Consider the following 18,935-nt stretch of genomic DNA (forward strand, 5'->3'; position numbering starts at 1 on the left):
ATGTTTGAACCATCTGGGGATAAAGGGTGCAGTTTCGGTGTGGATATCGTGAAGCGCTATATAAAAAAATCCATTCTGGAAAAAGCATCTGTTGGATTAATGGTATTCATTTTTCTGAATGGCTGCCGGCCGGCGGATCAATCAAGTTCGTCTTCTGTATCCAAACCATCCATTCTGAATGGGCTGGATATTAATCAGATTGATCGGATTGTCATATCAGACCGAAAGGGAGGAGTGACCCTGCTCAAGAATGGGGCAGATTGGAACATAGGGCCGCCGGTCAGTTTTCCTGTTCATATTCCGATGCTGATTCAGTTTCTGGTTCAGCTGGAAGAAGCTGAATTAGAGCAACGGGTACATGTCTCGGAAATGGATTATGCCTATTTAAACCTGATTGATCCGGCAGCCGCAGGATCCGCTGAAAACCTTGACTCGATTCGGGTTGAGTTGTTTTCAAATTCAACCCATCTGAGCAGTCGGTTTATTCTGGGCGGCTTTGATATTCCGGACGACCGGAACACAGTGATGTTTTCCGGCGAGAAAGGTAGTGCGAGAAGGTTTATCCGACTGCTGAATGCCGCGGACGACGAAGTTTTTTTGAGTAAAACACCGCTCTTCTATGCTGTTCCCTCAAGTGATCTGTGGGTTATTCGAAAATTTTTTCCGTCCAACGGAATTCAGCAGATTGTCGGGTTAATGGATGGCAAAGAACTATGGTCGATATCTCGCGGTTCAGCTTTCGGGAAACTGAAAATTACGGGGTTACCTAAAGAGCGGAAACTGGATATCAAACAGGTGAACCTCTTCAACAGCTTTTTGAGTGGGGGAGTGTTCGCCGGAATCGTACCTCAAGGTCGTGAAGCCGAATATATGGAGCGGGATGAAAAACTGGAACTGCACGTTGTCAGCTTTGACGGCAGGCGACATCAGGTTGTGGTCGGAAAATTAATTGAGCCGATAGACTACCGCGATCCTTCACAAAATCTTGCAGAGGGTGTGATCACCTTTGCAACACCTCAAAGTCCTGAACAGGTTGGCGCATACGCGGTTCAGATGACGATAGATGCTCCGGATTCTATTCTGCAGGAGCGCGAGTTAATCCCCCTTTTTGAAGACCGTGTCATCATATTGGAAAGCCAGGATATTGCTCCTTTGTTGCAACTATTTCCTTCAGCTGAAAACTAGACACGTGGAAATAATTTATGAAACGAAAAACAATATATTTAACCGGATCTGTCTTTATTGCGTTGTTGGTCATTCTGCTGGGTGGAAACAGCTCTACACAGGGGCCTCATATCGAAGAGCCGGATGCTGAGGTAAAAGAGCGGACTTCGTCGAGGGCGTGGAAACAAAGCAGGTGATCGCTGAAAAGGGTTCGGAAGAGGAACTCATTGACAAAGAGGCGGAAGCAGCGGCTCTGCGGGAAGCCTGGATACGCGAACTGATGGTTCACTATGGCCAACCGCGGGAATTTTTCGATGAGCAGACGCTTTACATGATTGCTGCGTTTCAGATGGGCGATGAGGCGTTAGTGAATGCCCGCATGCTGGAGTTGTTGGAAAAGGATGTCTCTTCGGCGCTTTTGACAATGGCAAAGCTTGACGGCTCTTTTATGATCTTCGAAACAGAGCTTCCTTACACCGCGGTTTCTGACTACCTCCTGGATAATTATTCCCCGGATGAAGGAATGAATTTAATGGGTCAACTGCTGTTTTCTTCTCAATCGATCCGGGAGGTCGGTTCCTGTTTTTTTCAGGATTGGGCAAAGCGGGATCCGGACGGTCAGTTGAAATGGATTGCCGATAATCCCTCCTTTAACAGTGAATATATTTTTGTGGATTATCTAAAACAGGAGATGCCAGGTGAGAATGCTGCAAACATTGTAACGGCTATGTTAAATCTCCCGCTGGATGATGCTCGTGCCGATTTCCTGATTCGTGAGTCCATTCAGCTGATGGCGGTCGAGCAGCCCATGGCGGCATCGGAAATCTTAAATCAGCTCCCGGCAGATGACCCGCTTTATTTTGATGCTGTCGGACTCCTGGCCAGCAGTGCCGCCCGTGAAAATGGGTTGTTGGGAATGGAGTGGGCTTCCTCTATCCCTGATCCTAATATGCGGCTCGGTGCGCAGATTTCGGCAGGAAGCTCTTTTCTGGCAAACGATCCGGATGGGTTTTATGCGTGGTTTAAGAATGCTGAATTTGAAGATGCTCCGGAGACGCGTGATGAAATTTTGAAACAAATGGAAACGGCCGCTGAACTGGAGAAAAGTTATGTTCCTGACGATCCGGCCGCAGGTACAGACCGGCGAGGGTTGCCAACAGATCCGGAGTTGCGCGGCCCCGTGCCGGGCCCCCTGCGTGGAAACTTGCCGCCGACTCAGCAGTAGCCTTTGCGGGTTATTACCTTAAAACCCCCAAAGCAGCGGAGTGTTTCTGAGAAAATTTATGAGGATAAACGCACATAAGGTTTCTATGTGATAGGAGCATCACAGCCTGAATGTAAGGACTCATAAAAAAGGAGGATCGTATGAAAACGTTAAAGCTTAAATCAATAGCTTTACATACTGCAATTCTCATAGCTGCCGGGGCAGCACCTGTTGTACAGGCCGGCTATAAATGGGAAGGCTTCAACGGAGGCAATGCTCCCGGCTTCACCAAACTGGGTAATTATACCTGGAATGAAAAAAATATGCTGACCGACTGGAAGCCGTGGCGCGCGGGCTCTGCCAGCTGGGGGGGGCATCTCGATGTCTTCCAGAATCACAACTCCCGGAGTGCGCGGTGAAGGCGGCGGCTATTGGATGAACAGCGGCGGATGGGCTAAAGGCACCTTTGAGGCCCGGGCCTGTGTTTCAGGCAATACGGCCGGGAACAAGTATGTCTGGGCTGGATGGTGGATATATAATGATCGGCAGACCTACAATAATTACTTTGAAGTCGATATGATGGAAACGGGGCACACCGGGAACTTTATGAACTATTACTGCCATTGGTCGAATAACACCGTGGTCGGAACGTTTTATACCAACCCGAACAGCTTTAGCTGGAGAACCAATTGGCATAATTACAAGTGTTATACGGCTAATCCGACGCACGTTTATATGTATCTGGACGGGGTGTATAAAATCGGACATGTCGGAGCAAATCGTGTTGCCGAATTGGCCCGCCCGAAATTCCAGAGCCATGCGTGGCCGCCTGCGGCGATCGCCGACAATGCCGGCGTGCAGAATCTGCCGACCATGTTTGTCGATTGGTATCAGGTCTGGTTCTAGACGGTAAATTAACATGAACGTAATGGGCCCGAAGGTTTTTCGGGTCCGTTACCTTCGTCAAAGGATTGGCGACCCGATAGAGACTCTGCCATAAGGCTGGAAATGTGATGATAAAAGTGGAAAACCTATGCCAGACCTTCGGAAATAAGAAGGCTGTGGATAACCTGTCTTTCACAGTAGACAAGGGGCAGGTTCTTGGTCTGATCGGTCCTAACGGTGCCGGGAAGTCAACGACCATGCGGATGATTGCAGGCTACCTTCGGCCGGCCTCGGGCCGGGCTTCGCTCTGCGGAATTGATGTTTGGTCCAACCCGATTGAGGCGAAGAACAGGCTGGGTTATCTTCCGGAAAGCGCACCCTTGTTCGATGACTTGACCGTCAATGAATTTTTGCTTTATCTGGGTACAATTCGCGGTATGGGAAAGACGGAATTAATGAACGCCTGTGACCGTGTGGCCGATCTGTGTTTTCTTGGTGAGGTGAGGCACCAATTGATCGATACGTTGTCTAAAGGCTATCGCCATCGTACCTGTCTGGCGCAAAGTATTCTGCACGATCCTCCGGTTATTATCTTTGATGAGCCTACTGATGGATTAGACCCCAATCAAAAAGAAGAAATCCGCAATCTCATCAACCATTTCCGCCAAAACAAAGCCGTGATTCTTTCTACTCATATTCTCGAGGAGGTCAGTGCTGTCTGCACTGACATTCTACTAATCGATCAGGGGAAGAAAATCTTTGAAGGCACTCCGTCAGCATTTAAAGCCCTGACACCTTCCTATGGGAACTTACTCATCTGTTGCCGAAAACCCATTCGAGAAGAGATCCGGAAAAATCTGAGTTCCTTGAATGTTGTTAAGAGTGTGAAGTGGTCGGAAAACGTCCCGGCGCAGCTGATCATTGTCCCGGCTGAGCTTGCGGCGGAGGGTGTCGAACATTTAACGAGAGAAATCATCGATTGCTGCAGGCACTATAAAACGGGTGTGCTGGAAATTCGGCGGGATGAAGGCAGTCTTGAAAAGGTTTTTCGGGCCCAAACGGGGCATCGAACCCGGAAATGTATTGAACGGATTTAATTGATGAAGGTTTCTGTAAGGGCGCCAAGCGGGATTTTCCGCAAAGAGGTCAAAGGTTTCTTTATCACGCCGATCGCTTACGTATTCATTGTCGTATACGTCAGTTTATTGGGGCTTTTGACTTATGTTCAAGGGTGTTTTTTTGAAATTGGTGAGGCTTCATTAACGTATACTTTTTTTAAATGGCATCCGTGGCTCAACGCCTTTTTGGTTCCTGCTATTGGTATGCGGGTTTGGACAGAGGAGTCGAAGCAGAATACCTTAGAACTTCTGCTTACTCATCCTGTGACTCTTCCGCTTCTGATTCTCTTTAAATACCTGGCTGCATTAGTGCCTTTATTGACCGCACTGCTGTTAACCGCCGCCAATGTTATTACAGTTGAATATCTGGGCTCGCCGGATTACGGGCCGGTTTTAACGGCCTATCTGGGCAGTTTTCTTATGGCTGCCGCTTTTTTGGCCGTTGCCTGCTGTTGTTCATCCCTTACCCGTAGTTCCGTTGTTTCATTTATTATCTCCTGCTCGATCTGTTTTCTTTTTCTTATAATCGGTTCCCGCCAGATGGGGAATGGATTGGTCGATATTTTTCCTCAAAGTAAATGGCTGGTTGATGGTATTGCTTCGATTGGGCTGCTTCAGTATTTCGATACCTTTCAACGCGGAATATTGGATTTCACCTCGATTGCTTGTTTCGTGGCCATCATCTTTTTTGCGCTGACTGCAAACTATTATATTTTGGCAAGGCGTGAGGGGTTCGGAAAACGAAATATATTCGGCCGGTTCCCCTCTATCGTCATATTACTGCTTATGCTTTTCGGTATTGGAATCGTGTCATTGCTGTTTAAGCAGGTCGGACTGCGCGTTGATCTCACTGCAAATAAAATGTATTCGCTTTCGGAGGGTTCTAAAAAGATATTAAGTGCACTTGAGCGCGATGTAACGATCCGTTTTTACGTCAATGAATCCGCCAATATATTGTCGCCCAGAATGCGTAATTATTCTAGGCGTGTGGCAGATTTCATCAGCCTTCTGGAACACGAGAGCAAAGGAAAAGTTAAATTTGAGCGTTACGATCCTGTGCCTGATTCAGATGCTGCCGTTTCTGCAGAAATGGATAATATTCATGGGACTCTTTTGCCTTCAGGGGTTGAGGGCTATATGGGACTTGCTTTTGTTTGTCTGGATCAAAAAAGTGCAATCCCCTTTCTTGATCTATCCCGTGAGCCTTCTTTGGAATACGACATCATCCGAAAAATCCGGGATGTTTCGAAGTTATCGGGCCGGAAAACGATCGGCGTTTATGGAACGGTCCCCATTTTCGGGGTTCCGGATATGTTTCCGCAGTGGCAGCTACTCGATGAACTGAACTCATACTACAATATTATTCAGCTGTTCGGAAATGAAGCTGTCATTGATCCTGATATTGATGTTGTCCTGATTGTGCATCCTCTTGGTCTTAATTCGGTTTTTGAAAAAGCGCTGGACCGTTATTTGCAGGGTGGGGGGGATATGATGGTCATGTTTGATCCTGTCGCGCTTTCTTTCATGTTTTACCGCCAGAGTCTCGTTGAGCAAAATGCCTCATCTTCCTGGCCTCGGCTCGAGGCGGCGGTTAACCTGCACTTTTCTCATACAAACGCGGTGTTGGATATGACTCTACGCTCCGAAATGGACCGTGGCGAAGGTTTGGAAGAGCTCAATTTCATTCTTTCTCTGTCGGCACAGCAAATGAATGCAAAGCATCAAATATCGGATCGGATTAATCAGCTGATTTTACCGACCACGGGTTGTTTTCATGGAACCCCTCCGCGAGGAATAAAAAAAACGGTGTTGATGCAGTCGACCGCTGACTCGGCTTTGCAACACGTTCGCAGTCTCCTGAATGTGTCACGCATTGAAGCTGAAACAATGAATAGGACTTTTTCACCCGACCCGGAACAATACGACCTTGCGGTTTTGCTGGAAGGTCGCTTCCCTTCGTTAATGACAGGAAAGGTGGAGAGTGAGGCCCAACCTGCACGTATAATCGTTTGGGGGGACAGTGACTTTGTTTCTGATCCTTTTACCGGTGAAACTGTAACTATTCAGGGTAGAGAAGTGTTCTACCCCAAAAACAGCAATCTCACACTTGTGCAAAATGCAATCGACTATCTATGTGATTCGGCGGAATTAAATGCGGCGCGAAGCAAAACACGTAATGCACGACCGCTAACCAGATTGATCGAACTGGAGCGTTCTGCTGAAAAAAAATATATCAGCCGCATTCAGGAACTCGATGTGCTTTCTGCCGCCCTAAATAAAGAGCTGGAGCACTCCCGGCTGATCACTTCAGCCCGATTAGATGGCACCATTCGGGATAAGGCAACCCGGCAGCGCATTCAAACGCTCGAGAAAAAGATGAGGATTGCCAAAAATGAATTACGTATTTTACGTAAAGATCTCCGTCTGGAAATTCAGGGGATCCGCAATCGCGTCATTATTTTCAATGCCATACTTATTCCGTTATTCTGGTCGTTCGTGGGGGCTGGAATTTTGATGCGCCGGCACTGTAAAACGCGTCCTCGTGCGCTATCCCGAGAGTAACCTATACCCGATTCGAAATAAAAGAAGGACGATTCTTTATCCGTCGGGGTGCGGCAAGTGCTTTTTCTTCAAATCAACAGTTCCAGGAAAGCCGTTTGGGGGCTGAAAGGTCTGCTGGAGGCACAAAATTATTTTGGCGCTCAGTGCGGGTGAGGTCAGTTTAGCATCTCCGCATCGAGGACCAGATTATCCATGATAAAATCGCGGCGATCGGGAGAGTTCTTGCCCATATAGAAAGAGAGAATCTCCGGGATGGAATGATCGCCGTGCACGTTAACTTGCGATAGACGCATGTTTTCCTTGCTGATAAAATCTTTGAACTCACCGGGTGAAATTTCGCCGAGCCCTTTGAAGCGGGTGATTTCGGCACCACGTCCTAGTTTTTTGAGTGCATTTTTTCGTTCCTCTTCTGAATAACAGTAGATCGTTTCCTTCTTGTTCCGCACGCGGAAAAGCGGCGTTTCCAGAATCTTCAGGTGGCCATTGCGTACAAGCCCTTCGAAAAAGCGAAGGAAAAAGGTAATCATCAAATTACGGATGTGCAGGCCGTCAACATCGGCGTCGGTGGCCAGAATGACATGGTTGTAGCGCAGGTTATCAATATTCTCCTCAATATTGAGGGCCCGCATCAGGTTGTAGGTTTCCACATTTTTATAAAGGGCATCGCGTTTCAGGTCGCACACATTCAGGGGTTTGCCTTTGAGGGTGAAAATCGCCTGGGTGTTGGCGTCGCGGCAGGAGACCAGCGAACCGGCGGCGGACTGACCCTCGGTGATGAAAATCTGCGATTCGAGGCCTTTATTTTTGGCCCGGTTGTAATTATGTTTGCAGTCCTTCAGCTGGGGAATGCGGATGGAGACTGACTTGGAACGTTCGCGCGCCAGCTTTTTGACGGAGTTGAGTTCTTTGCGGAGTTTTTGCGTCTCTTCAATTTTACTGATCAGTTTTTTGGCTTCTGCCGTATTGCGGTGCAGACTGTCCGAAACCGCCTGCGAAATCTGTGCCACCAGATCGGAGCGGATTTCGGAATTGCCGAGTTTGTTTTTGGTCTGACTTTCAAAGATCGGTTCTTTCAGGCGGATCGCCACGGCACCAAGCACGCCCTCGCGCACATCGTCGCCGGAAAACTTTTTGCTGGCATAATCGTTAATTCCCCGCAGCAGACCTTCGCGGAAGGCGGAAAGGTGCGTTCCGCCATCAGAGGTAAACTGGCCGTTGACGAAAGAATAATACTCTTCGGAAAAACGGTTGGTGTGCGTGAACGCAAATTCCAGTGTTTTATCCGTGTAGTGGAAGGGCGGATAGATTTTTTCGTACTGGCTTTCGTCGCGGATGAGATCAAGGAGACCGCCTTTACAGTGATAGAGCTCACCGTTAAACCAGATTTTAAGCTGCGGATTCAGATAGGCATAAAACCGCAGGCGTCGGGCAAGGTGGTCCGTGTTGAATTTATATTTTTTGAAAATATCGGGATCCGGTGAAAAGGCCACAAAGGTGCCGTTCGGTTCTTTGGTTTTTCCCTTTTCTTCGCGTACCAGATTGCCTCGTTCAAATTCCGCCTCCACAAATTTTCCGTCGCGATGCGAACGTACAAGAAAATAAGTGGAAAGGGCATTCACCGCTTTGGTGCCGACCCCGTTCAGACCGACCGAAAACTGAAATACATCATCATTATATTTAGCGCCCGTATTAATTTTAGAGACGCAGTCGACCACTTTACCCAGCGGGATACCGCGGCCGAAATCGCGGATCGTTACCATATCGTCTTCAATTGAAACATTGATGCGGTCACCATGGCCCATAATAAATTCATCAATGCCGTTATCGATTACCTCTTTGACGAGAATATAAATGCCGTCGTCATAGTGTGCGCCACTGCCGGTACGGCCGATATACATACCGGTACGCAGACGAATGTGCTCAAGCGACGACAGTGTCTTAATTTTATCTTCTGTGTATTCGATCTTTTTTTTGGCAGCCATAGGCCTGAATTCCTCTAAAACCACAAGATATGGATATGAATTGACTTAAAACCCGCAAAATCTAGCAATTCACTGAAACTCCTTCAAGCGGATCACCCAAAATTCCGCCGGACGGGCAGGAGTTCACTTGCAGCTGGAGATCCGGTTGTTCGGGTAGGGGCTTTACTTCGGGTATCGGGAGCTTAGGATGCTTTTATAGATCCCGGGCGGGCCGGAGTTTTGGCTTATTCATGATGAGGACGGTATTTGCATACGTTTGGCTTCGGACGGAAATAAGCGGGATTTGATGTTGAGCAATGGGGCGTAAACGAAAACGTGGAATGTCGGTGGGGTGTCTGTTTTCCAGGTATTGGAAACGGATCGGCATCGCTCTGCTGATATACTGGTTTCTATTGGAGGGCCGGTTTTATTTTCCGAAGTTTCCGCGTCCGCCGAAAGGGGTTCAGCCCATCGAGGTGCAGATGAAAACAACGTCCTACTGTCATTGCCGGAAATGCTGCTCCTATAAGTGGTTTCTGTTTATACCGTACCGGAAAACCGGGGCATTCACGTTCCGGATCAAACAGGTGGGCGTTACCTCCTCCGGTGCGATTACGCGGCCGGGAACCCTTGCGGCCGACACTTCGATTTATCCCTACGGTACCGTGATGTACATTCCCGGATACGGTTATGGAGTGGTTGAGGATACCGGCGGAGCGGTGCAGGGGAAACACATTGATCTCTATCGACCGAATCATTGGTTGGCCCGCGCCTGGGGGGTGCGGCACAAAAAAGTGAAAGTGTGGCTTTCTCCGGCAGCGGAAAAAGCGGGGGAGGATGAAGAGAGGAATAAGATTGCTGAATGAATTCAATTGTTTTATAAAAAAAATTGAATACAAAAAAGAGAGGGATACCCATGAAGAAGAAATTCGCTGTAGTAGGATTGGCTACACTTATCACCGCGGCAACTGTGGCGGCCGAAACCCGTTTCCCGCTTCGTCTGGATATTGATGTGTCCAGCAGAACCAGCATGGATAAACTGGGTGCCGGAGCCGATGGCGAGGTGAAGGTTGAAAAAGTGCAGTTGCGCGTGAAGGTACGTCAGGCGGGAGGGAAGTCCTGGCCGGATCCGGTAACCGCCGAACTTTATGTGATCGGTAAGCAGATTCAGACCGGTTATTTTGCCGTGATTGATGTTGTTAAAGGTGAATATACTTTTAATTCGGCAAACGACAATGCCTTTGAGTTTCAGAGCAAGCAGTATTCGCTTCCGCGCACCAGCGGGAATATCAATATGGGCGGAACCTATGAAACGTATCTGGTGGTGATTGCTGATAAGGACGGAAATGTGATCGATAGCCGTTCCGGGCGGCACATCAGAGATAAAGGCATTGCCTTCATCCGTGAACAGGGTCCGAAGACGCTGTTTGATCGCGATTGTAACGTAATCGGTGAATTCAAGCCGAACCGTGAAGGCTTTTCGGCGGCCGCGGCCGCTGCAACGGATCCGGGCGACAATTATTAAACGAATTTTCAGATCGATGAAAAGCGGCTCATCGGGCCGCTTTTTCTGTATTCGGACTCCAGAAGAACAAAAGCGCTAAAGTCGCCTTGCGTTACCGGTGCCGGTTCCGGTATGAATACCGACCGCTTTTTTATGCTTTAAGGGCTCATAGCTCAGTCGGTCAGAGCAGGAGACTCATAATCTCTTGGTCGGGGGTTCAAGTCCCTCTGAGCCCACCAACATTCAAGGTCAGCCGAAAGGCTGGCCTTTTTTTGTGTTTTTAGGAACGCGAATGTGCGGGCCGGATTTGGCGGTGGATCTCTTTTTTCTTTTTCATTCCTCTTTATTTCAGCGCTTGTTACAATAATCTGATTTCGCTTGGAGGTGTGCGTGTCGGTGGGGTGAATGATCCTGATATCAGTTATACCAAACGTTAAAACTATCCGGTATAAATTTGATCCCTCGCAGAGGCGCTGAGGACGCAGAGAAATTCAGTCATAAATGGCTCCGCGCGCTCTGCGTCGCTGCGCGGAATAACGCTGTCGTTAAGACCGGAATGTTTTAGTAAATGGTATTATGTTCCATGCCCGTCGATAGGCCGGTGTGCAGGATCTATCTCCTGGCTGCTTTCAGAGGCTGAACGGGAATGGCGACATTGGAGGAGGGGCAGGGATGGTTGTCAGAATGGGCAGAGTGACTGCGGGCCGTGAGATAGGGGTTGAATAACAGAGGTATCCGATATGAAGTATAAATGGTTGTTTGCATGTTTGGGTTTGATGGCGGGAGTTGCGGTGATGGCGCAGGATGAAATTAAACTTTGGGACGGCGATATGCCGGGGGCGGTGCGGAAAAAGCGGAAGAGCTGGCACCGGATAAAGGGGATGGTGTGATCCGTCTGACGAATGTCAGTGAGCCGATGCTTCAATTGTTTCTTGTGGATTCCGAAAAACCGGTGCCTTTTGTGATTGTCTGTCCCGGCGGCGGCTATTGGATTCTCAGCATGAATTCTGAGGGAACGGAGATTGCGGAGTGGCTGAATTCCATAGGGGTTTCGGCGGCGGTATTGAAGTATCGGGTTCCGGACAATCGTGCCGGTGCGCTGGCGGATGCGAAACAGGCCGTGAAAATGGCTCGTGAACATGCTTCGGACTGGAAGATCAATCCGCACAAAGTGGGTATGCTGGGCTTTTCGGCCGGCGGGCATCTGACGGCGGCGTGCAGTTCTTCTGACGTGCGTCCGGATTTTTCAGTGCTGGTTTATCCGGCTTATCTTTTTAAAGAGGGCGGGATTGACCTGGTGGATGAGATTCCGGTTGATGCCGAAACGCCGCCGGCATTTGTGGTACAGGCGAAAGACGATAAAAAATATTATCGCAGCACGTTGGCGTATACAAAGGCTCTGGATGCGGCTGGTGTGGAGGTGGAATCGCATCTTTTTGCGCGGGGCGGGCATGGTTTCGGCATGCGTGATCGGGGGCATCCGGTGCATACCGTGTGGCCGGTACTGTGTGAAGCGTGGATGCGGGATATCGGAATTTTAGAGCCGTAAACGGAGAAAGAATATGAATCGCAGGTTTTTTATCGGTGCAGTGGGCGCGGCGTCCGCCGTTTTGGGAACGGGCCGGGTCGGCCGGATTTCTCCGAAATATGTTTTTTTATTGATCGGTGATGGTATGGGTGCGGCTCAGCGCGAGGTGGCGGAGCGGTATGTCCGTTTAAAATACCCTTCGCGTAATCCGGTTCTGTCGATGAATCGTTTGCCGGTGCGGGGGCTGACTTCTACCGAGGAAATTACGGGGAAGGTAACGGATTCCGCGGCATCCGGTACGGCGCTGGCCTGCGGGGAGAAAACGGTGAACGGTGCCGTCGGTATGGGACAGGACTTGAAGACACCGTTCCGGTCGATGGCATATGATGCGCAGACGGCGGGCAGAAGGGTGGGGATTGTAACGTCGGTGCCGATCGATCATGCCACCCCGGCCTGCTTTTATGCTCAGGTGCCGAAGAGGAATATGTATTACGAAATTACGGAGCAGCTCCCGCAGAGTGGGTTTGATTATTTTGCCGGAGAGCCGTTGCTGGGGAGGGGAAAAAGCGGGGATAAAGCCTCTCCGGATCAGCTGCTTGAGGCCGGGGGATATCGACGGGTTACGAGCCGTCAGGACTTCGATGCGCTTAAACCAGGAGATGAAAAGATCGTTGTTGAGCATAAAATGGGCTATGCCATTGATGGGAAACAATCGCTTTCGCTGGCTGACCTGACCCGTAAAGGTATTGAGCTGCTTGATGGCGAATCGGGTTTTTTCATGATGGTTGAGGGAGGAAAAATCGATTGGAGCGGTCATGCGAACGATCTGCCGACCAATATTCATGAAACGTTGGCGTTTGATGACGCGGTGACCGTTGCGGTGGAATTTTATGAAAAACATCCGGCAGAGACGCTGGTGGTTGTGACGGCGGATCATGAAACGGGCGGGCTTGAGCTGGCGTCTGACGCTCCGGATCTTGTTGAGGCCATTGATGCTCAGGAGTTCCGGGGACAGAAGTATATGGATGATGTTGCGGAATGGAAAAAGTCGGCTTCTGTTTCTGTGGGCGACGCTTATGAGCGGCTGGTGGATTGCTTTGGGCTTGCCGGTCTTTCGCCGGAAGCGTCCGGGCATATCCGCAAGGCGGTGGAGCAGACATTTAAGAACGGTGAAAAAGATGGCCGTGATCCGGAAATCCAGAAAATGTACGGAAAACGAAATGCGGCGGTAATCAGCTGTCAGCATGCACTGGCTGAACGCGCCGGAGCGCGGTGGACCAGTTATCAGCATACGAGTGCCCTGGTGCCGACAACCGCTGTTGGCAATGGCGCGGAGCAGTTTAGCGGCAGATACAGCAACGCGGATATCGGCCGGCGGTTGAAAGTGCTTATCCAATCCTGAATTTATTCGGGATTGGCGTTGTGCGGGTACAGAACATGTGAATCGCGACCGCAGTTGCGAGGAGATTTCGACGAAGGGGCATAATATGCCTTCTATGGGGGAGGGGTTCTGTTATCTCAAACGTTTGTGTTGACCTAATTGACAGGTAACTGTCTGTCCATTTTTCAGCTGGGACTCCGTCATCATAAAGAAGTGTTAATGTAAACATAGAACGGAGAAACTGGAGATGAGGGGTTTTATAATCAGTGTACTGCTGCTGTTGGCCGGTAGAGGGATGGCGGAGGAAAGTGTGTTTAATATTCTGGATTTCGGTGCGCAGAAGGGGCAATGGAATATGAGCACTGAGGCTATTCAGAAGGCAATTGATGCCTGCCATAAAGCCGGAGGCGGAAGAGTGCTGTTTCCGAAGGGCTATTATTCCACCGGCACGCTTTTTCTGAGGAGCAATGTGCATCTCGATTTTGAGGATGGGGCAAAACTTTACGGCAGTACCGATATTAAGGATTATGCGGAAGTACCTGTTGCTACTGAGGAACCGCAATTTTCAAAATGTCTGTTTTATGCGGAGGAAGCGGAGAATATAACGATCACAGGGGTGGATACCTCGGAGATCAACGGCCGGGGCTATTATTTTCGCTGGGCGCCGGAAAGACCGAAACTGTTCCGCTTTGAGCGGTGCAGAAATATTCGCGTGGAAGATATGACCATTAAAAATTCCGGTTCGTGGTGCATCTATTTCGGGGGCTGCGATACGGTCCGGATGACGCGGGTGTCTATTTACAATAAGGAAAATCATAACAACGATGGAATGAACTACGACGGGTGTTCCAACGTCTGGATCAAAGACTGTAATCTGCAGGTGGAGGACGATGCAATCTGCCTGAAAAGTTCAATCAATCGTACATGCGAAAATATCAATGTGGAAGGCTGCAGTGTGAGCAGTTATCATGCGGCACTTAAATTCGGTACTGCATCGGGATGGGGATTTAAAGATGTCACGGTCAGGAACTGCCGGTTTTATGATTGCCGTTACGGTACGATTAAATTGCTGATGGTTGACGGCGGCTATATTGATAATGTGCATATTTCCGATATTGATCTGTTCAACTGTGCTGGGCCGATTTTTCTGCGGCTGGGGAATCGGGGACGGGATTACACCCGGTCGATTCGTCAGGTTTATGATGCTGATGTGAAGCCTGAGGGCCGTCCGGTGGGTACGTTGAAAAATGTCTATATAGGAAATATCAGCGGTCGTCTTTATGGACGTAACGATGCGGTGGAGGGGATTATGTTTACCGGTATTCCCGGTCACTATATTGAAAATGTAACGCTGGAAAATATCGACCTCACTTTTTCGGGTCACGGTAATCTTGATGCCAATGTGGTGGTCCCGGAGGATGAGGCTCGGTATCCGGAACAGTCGTTTTTTGGTGCACTGAATTCATACGGTCTGTTTATCCGCCACGCAAAAAACGTAAAGTTGAATAACGTCAAACTGCGGTTGCGCGGCCATGATTCCCGTCCGCCCATTTATTTGGAGGATGTGCGTGGCGGGGTATTCAGTAACGTGAGTGTTGAAGTGAGCGGAAATGTCACGGATGTGGTGATGCAGAAAAATGTGACCGGTGTGAAAAAGCTGGATGCTGTTCGTGCCGTTCCTGTTGCGTTCTAATATTGATCAGTTCCATAGTTTTCCGGGATAAATTCCGCTTTCGTGCATGGATTTCAGGGCCTGGACGACGGCGGGGCGGTCTTCGGGATAGGTGACGCCGAACCACCGGGCATCGGAGCTGAGTATTTTAATCCGGGTTTCGCCGTTGTGCATCATGCGTGTGACGATATCGGGAATATACCATTCTGATTTCTGTTCGCAGCCTCTGTTCTGCAGGAACTCGATAAACTTTTCTTCCAGGGACTGGAAAAACTGCGGCGCAAATCCCCAGAAGTTCATGGAGACGATTTCATTGCCGGTCATATCGAAGGCGGTACCGTTTTCAATATATTGAACGGTGCCGGCTTTATTGGTGATAATTTCGGTGCGCTCGGTGATTTCAGAAAGATAGCCGTTGTCTGTTTTGCAGACGCCGCGTGAAACCGATCCGTTGGGGGAGAGCGTGTTTTTCAGCCGATAGCCAACCATGCAACTCTCGTTTTCTTTCAGGGCCGGGAACGCTTCTGTGATGGTCCTGTAGGCTTCGGCACCATAGAAATCGTCTGCATTCTGTACGCAGAAGGGTTCGCTGATGAGATCTTTGGCGCAAAGTACGGCCTGTCCGGTGCCCCAGGGTTTGGTGCGGCCTTCGGGAATGGAAAATCCGGCGGGCAGATCGCTCAATGACTGGAATGCGTACTGTACATCGATTTTTTCGGTGAATTTGCTGCCGACCTGTTCCTTGAAGGCGTTTTCGAAATCGCGGCGGATCACGAAGACGACTCTGCCGAAGCCGGCCTGGATGGCATCGAAAATAGAATATTCCAGCAGGGTTTCGCCGTTGGGACCTACGGGGTCGAGCTGTTTAAGCCCGCCGTAGCGGCTGCCCATGCCGGCGGCCATAATCAGTAGTGTCGGTTTCATAATCGTCCTTTCGTTCTGAATCTGAGTGTCGAAGGTTGAATGTCAGGACAGGCTAGCAGTAGTGGCCGGTTGCGGAAAGGCACAAGAGGTGCAAAGGTTTTCCAGAATTGGACTTGCCCGGAAGCAGGGAAGTTACTACGTTTTTGCCCTTCATTTTTAAGTGCACGGAGGAATGGCTGAGTGGCTTAAGGCGCGCGATTCGAAATCGTGTGGGCGGAAACGCCTCGGGGGTTCAAATCCCTCTTCCTCCGCCATTTTTCACCCCGCAGGTTCTGTCGAGCCGGCGGGGTTTGTTTTACCGGTGCCGGGGGGTGCTGTAGTAGGGATAGATCGCGGGGTCGGTGGCGGGCTTGATCTGTTTCCAGTGTTTGTAGGACCAGAGCCAGAATTCGGGGTGATTGCGGATTTGTGTGCTGATCACATCCATGATCTGCTGGGTAAGATCTTTAACGATTTTCCGGTGGTCGGCCTGTTTGTCAAAAACGGGCGGGGTAATGACCGGTCCGGTGTGTGCTTCATATTTTCCGTTGCCGACGGGATGGCTGAAGGCGAAAATGATGTCGGTACCGGTGCGGTAGGCCAAATAGGCCGGTGCAGAGGAAACGGGTGTAGGCATGCCCAGAAAGTCGACCCAGATTCCTCCGTCTTTTTCCGCAGTATTCTGATCGAGAACAAATGCGGCTTTGCCTTTGTTTCTGAAGCGATTGATGAGTGTGCGTGTGGCTCCTTTGCGGGGAATGACGGTCATACCGGTTTTTTCGCGGAGGCGGTTCAGTAGGCGGTCGACGGCTGCATTTTTGGTGATGGCGGCAATGCTGGCGACATCGATGCCCAGCAGCCCGCTCTGCAGGCCGATCAGTTCCCAGTTTCCGGTGTGGGCGGTGATGATGATGTGTGCACGCTTTTCAAAGTACGGGCCGTCGGCCGGTATGAAGCATTGGTATTTTTCTGTGCGGGATGGTGTGAAGCGTGAAAACCAGAAAATGTCGCCCATAGTCTGGGTGAAGCTGATGAATGACTGGATGAGAATACGTTTTTTTTCGGCGTCGGTTTTGGAATGGCCGAATACGGTGTTGAGGTTGGCCAGACCGATGGTCCGCTCTTTTTTTGCAACATAGTAGGTCAGGGTTCCGGTGATGCGGTAAATCTGTACGATGCATTTTCGGGGGAAAAGGGGGATCAACAGGGCCCCTGTCCGGAAGGCAAGAGTTTCCAGAGGTCTTCGGATTCGGCGTCGGATTTTTCTGCGGATCGTTTTTAGTGAGCTCATTTCGGGAGTTGTCAGGAATGGGTCATTCTGTTTTCAATACATATCTAAAGCGAACTGAATTGGTCTTATTATTTTGTGGTGAAATATTACCGGAAGACTATGCTCCGATGCAATCAGGGAGAATTAAAATGAAAAAGATTCAGTTACTGTTTGTGTATGTTTTTGGTTTTCTTCTGGCAGCTCCTGTTGTTGCCGCTTCTATCGAGTATTCCGTGGATGATGTGGTTTTCGAGGGATATATGGATCGGGCCGGTCCGGATGCGCCGCTGGTGGTGATTGTTCATGACTGGGATGGATTGACGGAATATGAAATTAAACGCGCAGGTATGCTCCGGAAACTGGGCTATTCTGTGTTTGCGGTCGATCTCTATGGAAAAGGGGTGCGTCCAACTGAGATTGCGGACCGTAAAAAATGTATGGCGATTCTTACGGATGACCGCCCGAAAATGCGTTCGTATATGAAGGGGGCGCTGGAATTTGCGGAGGCGCAGGGGCTGAATACGGATAACTGTGTGGTGATGGGTTACTGTTTCGGCGGTACCGCTGTGCTGGAGTTTGCCCGGTCGGGCGCGGATGTGAAGGGGTTTGTGACGTTTCATGGTGGGCTGGGTCTGCCGGAGGGACAGGATTATTCCAGGGCGACAGGAGAGTATCAGATTCATCATTCGATTACCGACGGTATGCCGCCGTTTGCTGCGCTGGCGGAGGCCCTGGAAAAACAGGGGCTTTCTGCGCAGTTGATATCGTACACGGGGGCGCCGCATGGGTGGACCGTGTTTGGAGGTTCCCGCTACCGTGAAAAGCCGGATCGGGAATCGTGGGCCCATTTTCTTCGGTTTTTGGAGGATGTATTGAAATAAACAGGAGCGACGCTGTCGCTCCATAAAACGAAAGAGATCGCATGAAAGCACATACAGCAAGTTTGATAAATGCACTGGTTTTAATCGCCTTCGGGCTTTGGGCCTATTTCGGCTCGGAAACACCTTCGCCAACGGCCTTTATTCCTGTCGGATTCGGGGTCGTTATTCTTGCTCTCTATAAGGGAGTGAAAAAGGAAAATAAAATGGTGGCGCATATTGCGGTGCTGCTGACGCTGGTGATTCTGATTGCGTTAATCAAGCCGCTTACGGCGGCGCTGGGACGTCATGATTCTGTGGCGGTGGTCCGTGTGGTGGTGATGATGCTGACATCGGCACTTTCGATGTTTTTCTTTGTTAAAAGCTTTGTAGATGTACGCCGTGCGCGTGCTGCAAAAGCTGGAGGAAAGGAGAGGTGATGCTGCCGTGTCCCGGTGATAGCTTCCCTTTCTGGCAATGTCTGTTGAACGGCGAAAGAGATGAATTAAGGGATTGCTGAGGTGGTGCGGGTCGAGACAGTCGCTGTCAGAATTTCATGAAACTGCTTCCGACGAAGTGACGAACTCATCTGCTTAATTGAGCGGGCCGCCTATCCGGGCGGTCTTTCTGTTTAAAAAACGTCTTACGTAAAATAGCATTTATGAGGGGGTTGTGAGAACGGTTAAAAATAAGTTCAAAAAACGGTTGCGAGAAGGGCAATTCTGACTACTATCCGTCGCCCTGTTCACAACACGTTAGCTGTTTATGAGGCTGACCGGTGAGCGGGAATTTGTTCTTTTTAAACCTACGAAGTTTTGGAATTCACCGAGGCGTTTCGTCTGTTCTGAATCTGCGCAAAACGAGCTGTTAGCCGTTCATGCAAGGATCAGAATTCCTTTTTGGGCAGTACAGATTTCATCATTTCA

At 49.7% G+C, this 18,935-nt stretch carries 16 protein-coding genes and 2 tRNA genes; 15 read left to right on the top strand and 3 right to left on the bottom strand.

Translation table 11 applies throughout. The features are described from left to right. From EGM51_01390 to EGM51_01415, 6 genes are all read left to right on the top strand, one after another. The gene (locus EGM51_01390; GenBank protein QBG46130.1) at positions 1-1,185 is read left to right on the top strand and encodes a hypothetical protein; all 1,185 of its coding nucleotides are present in this window, start codon (positions 1-3) and stop codon (positions 1,183-1,185) included. A gap of 172 nt (positions 1,186-1,357) precedes the next feature. Beyond that, on the top strand, positions 1,358-2,389 hold the full coding sequence (locus EGM51_01395; protein QBG46131.1) for a hypothetical protein: 1,032 nt from the start codon (positions 1,358-1,360) through the stop codon (positions 2,387-2,389). 140 nt (positions 2,390-2,529) lie between these two features. Beyond that, positions 2,530-2,787, top strand: a complete 258-nt coding sequence (locus tag EGM51_01400; GenBank protein ID QBG46132.1) for a hypothetical protein — start codon at positions 2,530-2,532, stop codon at positions 2,785-2,787. Beyond that, positions 2,750-3,274, top strand: coding sequence for a hypothetical protein (locus EGM51_01405; GenBank protein ID QBG46133.1), 525 nt, complete (start codon positions 2,750-2,752; stop codon positions 3,272-3,274). The genes EGM51_01400 and EGM51_01405 overlap by 38 nt, the downstream gene beginning before the upstream one ends. A 104-nt stretch (positions 3,275-3,378) precedes the next feature. After that, complete coding sequence (locus EGM51_01410) at positions 3,379-4,350, top strand: ABC transporter ATP-binding protein (protein QBG46134.1); 972 nt, start codon at positions 3,379-3,381, stop codon at positions 4,348-4,350. A gap of 3 nt (positions 4,351-4,353) precedes the next feature. Then, the gene (locus EGM51_01415; protein ID QBG46135.1) at positions 4,354-6,933 is read left to right on the top strand and encodes a hypothetical protein; all 2,580 of its coding nucleotides are present in this window, start codon (positions 4,354-4,356) and stop codon (positions 6,931-6,933) included. A gap of 155 nt (positions 6,934-7,088) precedes the next feature. Here EGM51_01415 and EGM51_01420 read toward each other — a convergent pair whose 3' ends face one another. Beyond that, positions 7,089-8,915 (bottom strand): type IIA DNA topoisomerase subunit B, encoded by a 1,827-nt coding sequence (locus tag EGM51_01420; GenBank protein ID QBG46136.1) that lies wholly within the window; start codon positions 8,913-8,915, stop codon positions 7,089-7,091. A gap of 296 nt (positions 8,916-9,211) precedes the next feature. Between EGM51_01420 and EGM51_01425 the strand changes: the two genes are divergently transcribed. The 6 genes from EGM51_01425 (at position 9,212) to EGM51_01450 (ending at position 15,000) form a co-directional block, all read left to right on the top strand. After that, the gene (locus EGM51_01425; protein QBG46137.1) at positions 9,212-9,760 is read left to right on the top strand and encodes a hypothetical protein; all 549 of its coding nucleotides are present in this window, start codon (positions 9,212-9,214) and stop codon (positions 9,758-9,760) included. A gap of 50 nt (positions 9,761-9,810) precedes the next feature. Then, entirely contained in the window at positions 9,811-10,419 is a 609-nt protein-coding gene (locus tag EGM51_01430; protein QBG46138.1) for a hypothetical protein, read from the top strand. Positions 10,420-10,560: 141 nt separating this feature from the next. Then, positions 10,561-10,637: transfer RNA gene (locus tag EGM51_01435), tRNA-Met, on the top strand. Between the two features lie 650 nt (positions 10,638-11,287). Then, positions 11,288-11,947 carry an alpha/beta hydrolase gene (locus tag EGM51_01440; protein ID QBG49218.1) on the top strand — a complete coding sequence of 220 codons (660 nt, stop codon included), beginning with the start codon at positions 11,288-11,290 and terminating at the stop codon, positions 11,945-11,947. A gap of 13 nt (positions 11,948-11,960) precedes the next feature. Continuing rightward, positions 11,961-13,328 carry an alkaline phosphatase gene (locus EGM51_01445; GenBank protein ID QBG46139.1) on the top strand — a complete coding sequence of 456 codons (1,368 nt, stop codon included), beginning with the start codon at positions 11,961-11,963 and terminating at the stop codon, positions 13,326-13,328. A gap of 226 nt (positions 13,329-13,554) precedes the next feature. Next, the gene (locus EGM51_01450; GenBank protein QBG46140.1) at positions 13,555-15,000 is read left to right on the top strand and encodes a glycoside hydrolase family 28 protein; all 1,446 of its coding nucleotides are present in this window, start codon (positions 13,555-13,557) and stop codon (positions 14,998-15,000) included. A 6-nt stretch (positions 15,001-15,006) separates the two neighbouring features. On the opposite strand, the gene EGM51_01455 is transcribed toward EGM51_01450, so the two are convergent. Next, complete coding sequence (locus EGM51_01455; protein QBG46141.1) at positions 15,007-15,903, bottom strand: nucleotidyltransferase; 897 nt, start codon at positions 15,901-15,903, stop codon at positions 15,007-15,009. 166 nt (positions 15,904-16,069) lie between these two features. On the opposite strand from EGM51_01455, the gene EGM51_01460 reads away from it, so the two are divergent. Then, positions 16,070-16,157: transfer RNA gene (locus EGM51_01460), tRNA-Ser, on the top strand. Between the two features lie 41 nt (positions 16,158-16,198). Here EGM51_01460 and EGM51_01465 read toward each other — a convergent pair. Next, the gene (locus tag EGM51_01465; protein QBG46142.1) at positions 16,199-17,173 is read right to left on the bottom strand and encodes a hypothetical protein; all 975 of its coding nucleotides are present in this window, start codon (positions 17,171-17,173) and stop codon (positions 16,199-16,201) included. 128 nt (positions 17,174-17,301) lie between these two features. On the opposite strand from EGM51_01465, the gene EGM51_01470 reads away from it, so the two are divergent. Together EGM51_01470 and EGM51_01475 are read left to right on the top strand one after the other, a co-directional pair. Further along, positions 17,302-18,033 (top strand): dienelactone hydrolase family protein, encoded by a 732-nt coding sequence (locus EGM51_01470; protein QBG46143.1) that lies wholly within the window; start codon positions 17,302-17,304, stop codon positions 18,031-18,033. A 41-nt stretch (positions 18,034-18,074) separates the two neighbouring features. After that, on the top strand, positions 18,075-18,449 hold the full coding sequence (locus tag EGM51_01475; GenBank protein QBG46144.1) for a hypothetical protein: 375 nt from the start codon (positions 18,075-18,077) through the stop codon (positions 18,447-18,449). Positions 18,450-18,935: the final 486 nt, after the last annotated feature.

This window comes from Verrucomicrobia bacterium S94 (assembly GCA_004299845.1).
Classification (GTDB): domain Bacteria; phylum Verrucomicrobiota; class Kiritimatiellia; order Kiritimatiellales; family Pontiellaceae; genus Pontiella.

Bases quoted from the DNA above. Each gene is read 5' to 3' on its own strand.
- EGM51_01390 (QBG46130.1), top strand. From the start codon at position 1: ATGTTTGAACCATCTGGGGATAAAGGGTGCAGTTTCGGTGTGGATATC.
- EGM51_01400 (QBG46132.1), top strand. From the start codon at position 2,530: ATGAAAACGTTAAAGCTTAAATCAATAGCTTTACATACTGCAATTCTC.
- EGM51_01405 (QBG46133.1), top strand. From the start codon at position 2,750: ATGTCTTCCAGAATCACAACTCCCGGAGTGCGCGGTGAAGGCGGCGGC.
- EGM51_01415 (QBG46135.1), top strand. From the start codon at position 4,354: ATGAAGGTTTCTGTAAGGGCGCCAAGCGGGATTTTCCGCAAAGAGGTC.
- EGM51_01420 (QBG46136.1), bottom strand. From the start codon at position 8,915: ATGGCTGCCAAAAAAAAGATCGAATACACAGAAGATAAAATTAAGACA.
- EGM51_01425 (QBG46137.1), top strand. From the start codon at position 9,212: ATGGGGCGTAAACGAAAACGTGGAATGTCGGTGGGGTGTCTGTTTTCC.
- EGM51_01430 (QBG46138.1), top strand. From the start codon at position 9,811: ATGAAGAAGAAATTCGCTGTAGTAGGATTGGCTACACTTATCACCGCG.
- EGM51_01445 (QBG46139.1), top strand. From the start codon at position 11,961: ATGAATCGCAGGTTTTTTATCGGTGCAGTGGGCGCGGCGTCCGCCGTT.
- EGM51_01450 (QBG46140.1), top strand. From the start codon at position 13,555: ATGAGGGGTTTTATAATCAGTGTACTGCTGCTGTTGGCCGGTAGAGGG.
- EGM51_01455 (QBG46141.1), bottom strand. From the start codon at position 15,903: ATGAAACCGACACTACTGATTATGGCCGCCGGCATGGGCAGCCGCTAC.
- EGM51_01465 (QBG46142.1), bottom strand. From the start codon at position 17,173: ATGAGCTCACTAAAAACGATCCGCAGAAAAATCCGACGCCGAATCCGA.
- EGM51_01470 (QBG46143.1), top strand. From the start codon at position 17,302: ATGAAAAAGATTCAGTTACTGTTTGTGTATGTTTTTGGTTTTCTTCTG.
- EGM51_01475 (QBG46144.1), top strand. From the start codon at position 18,075: ATGAAAGCACATACAGCAAGTTTGATAAATGCACTGGTTTTAATCGCC.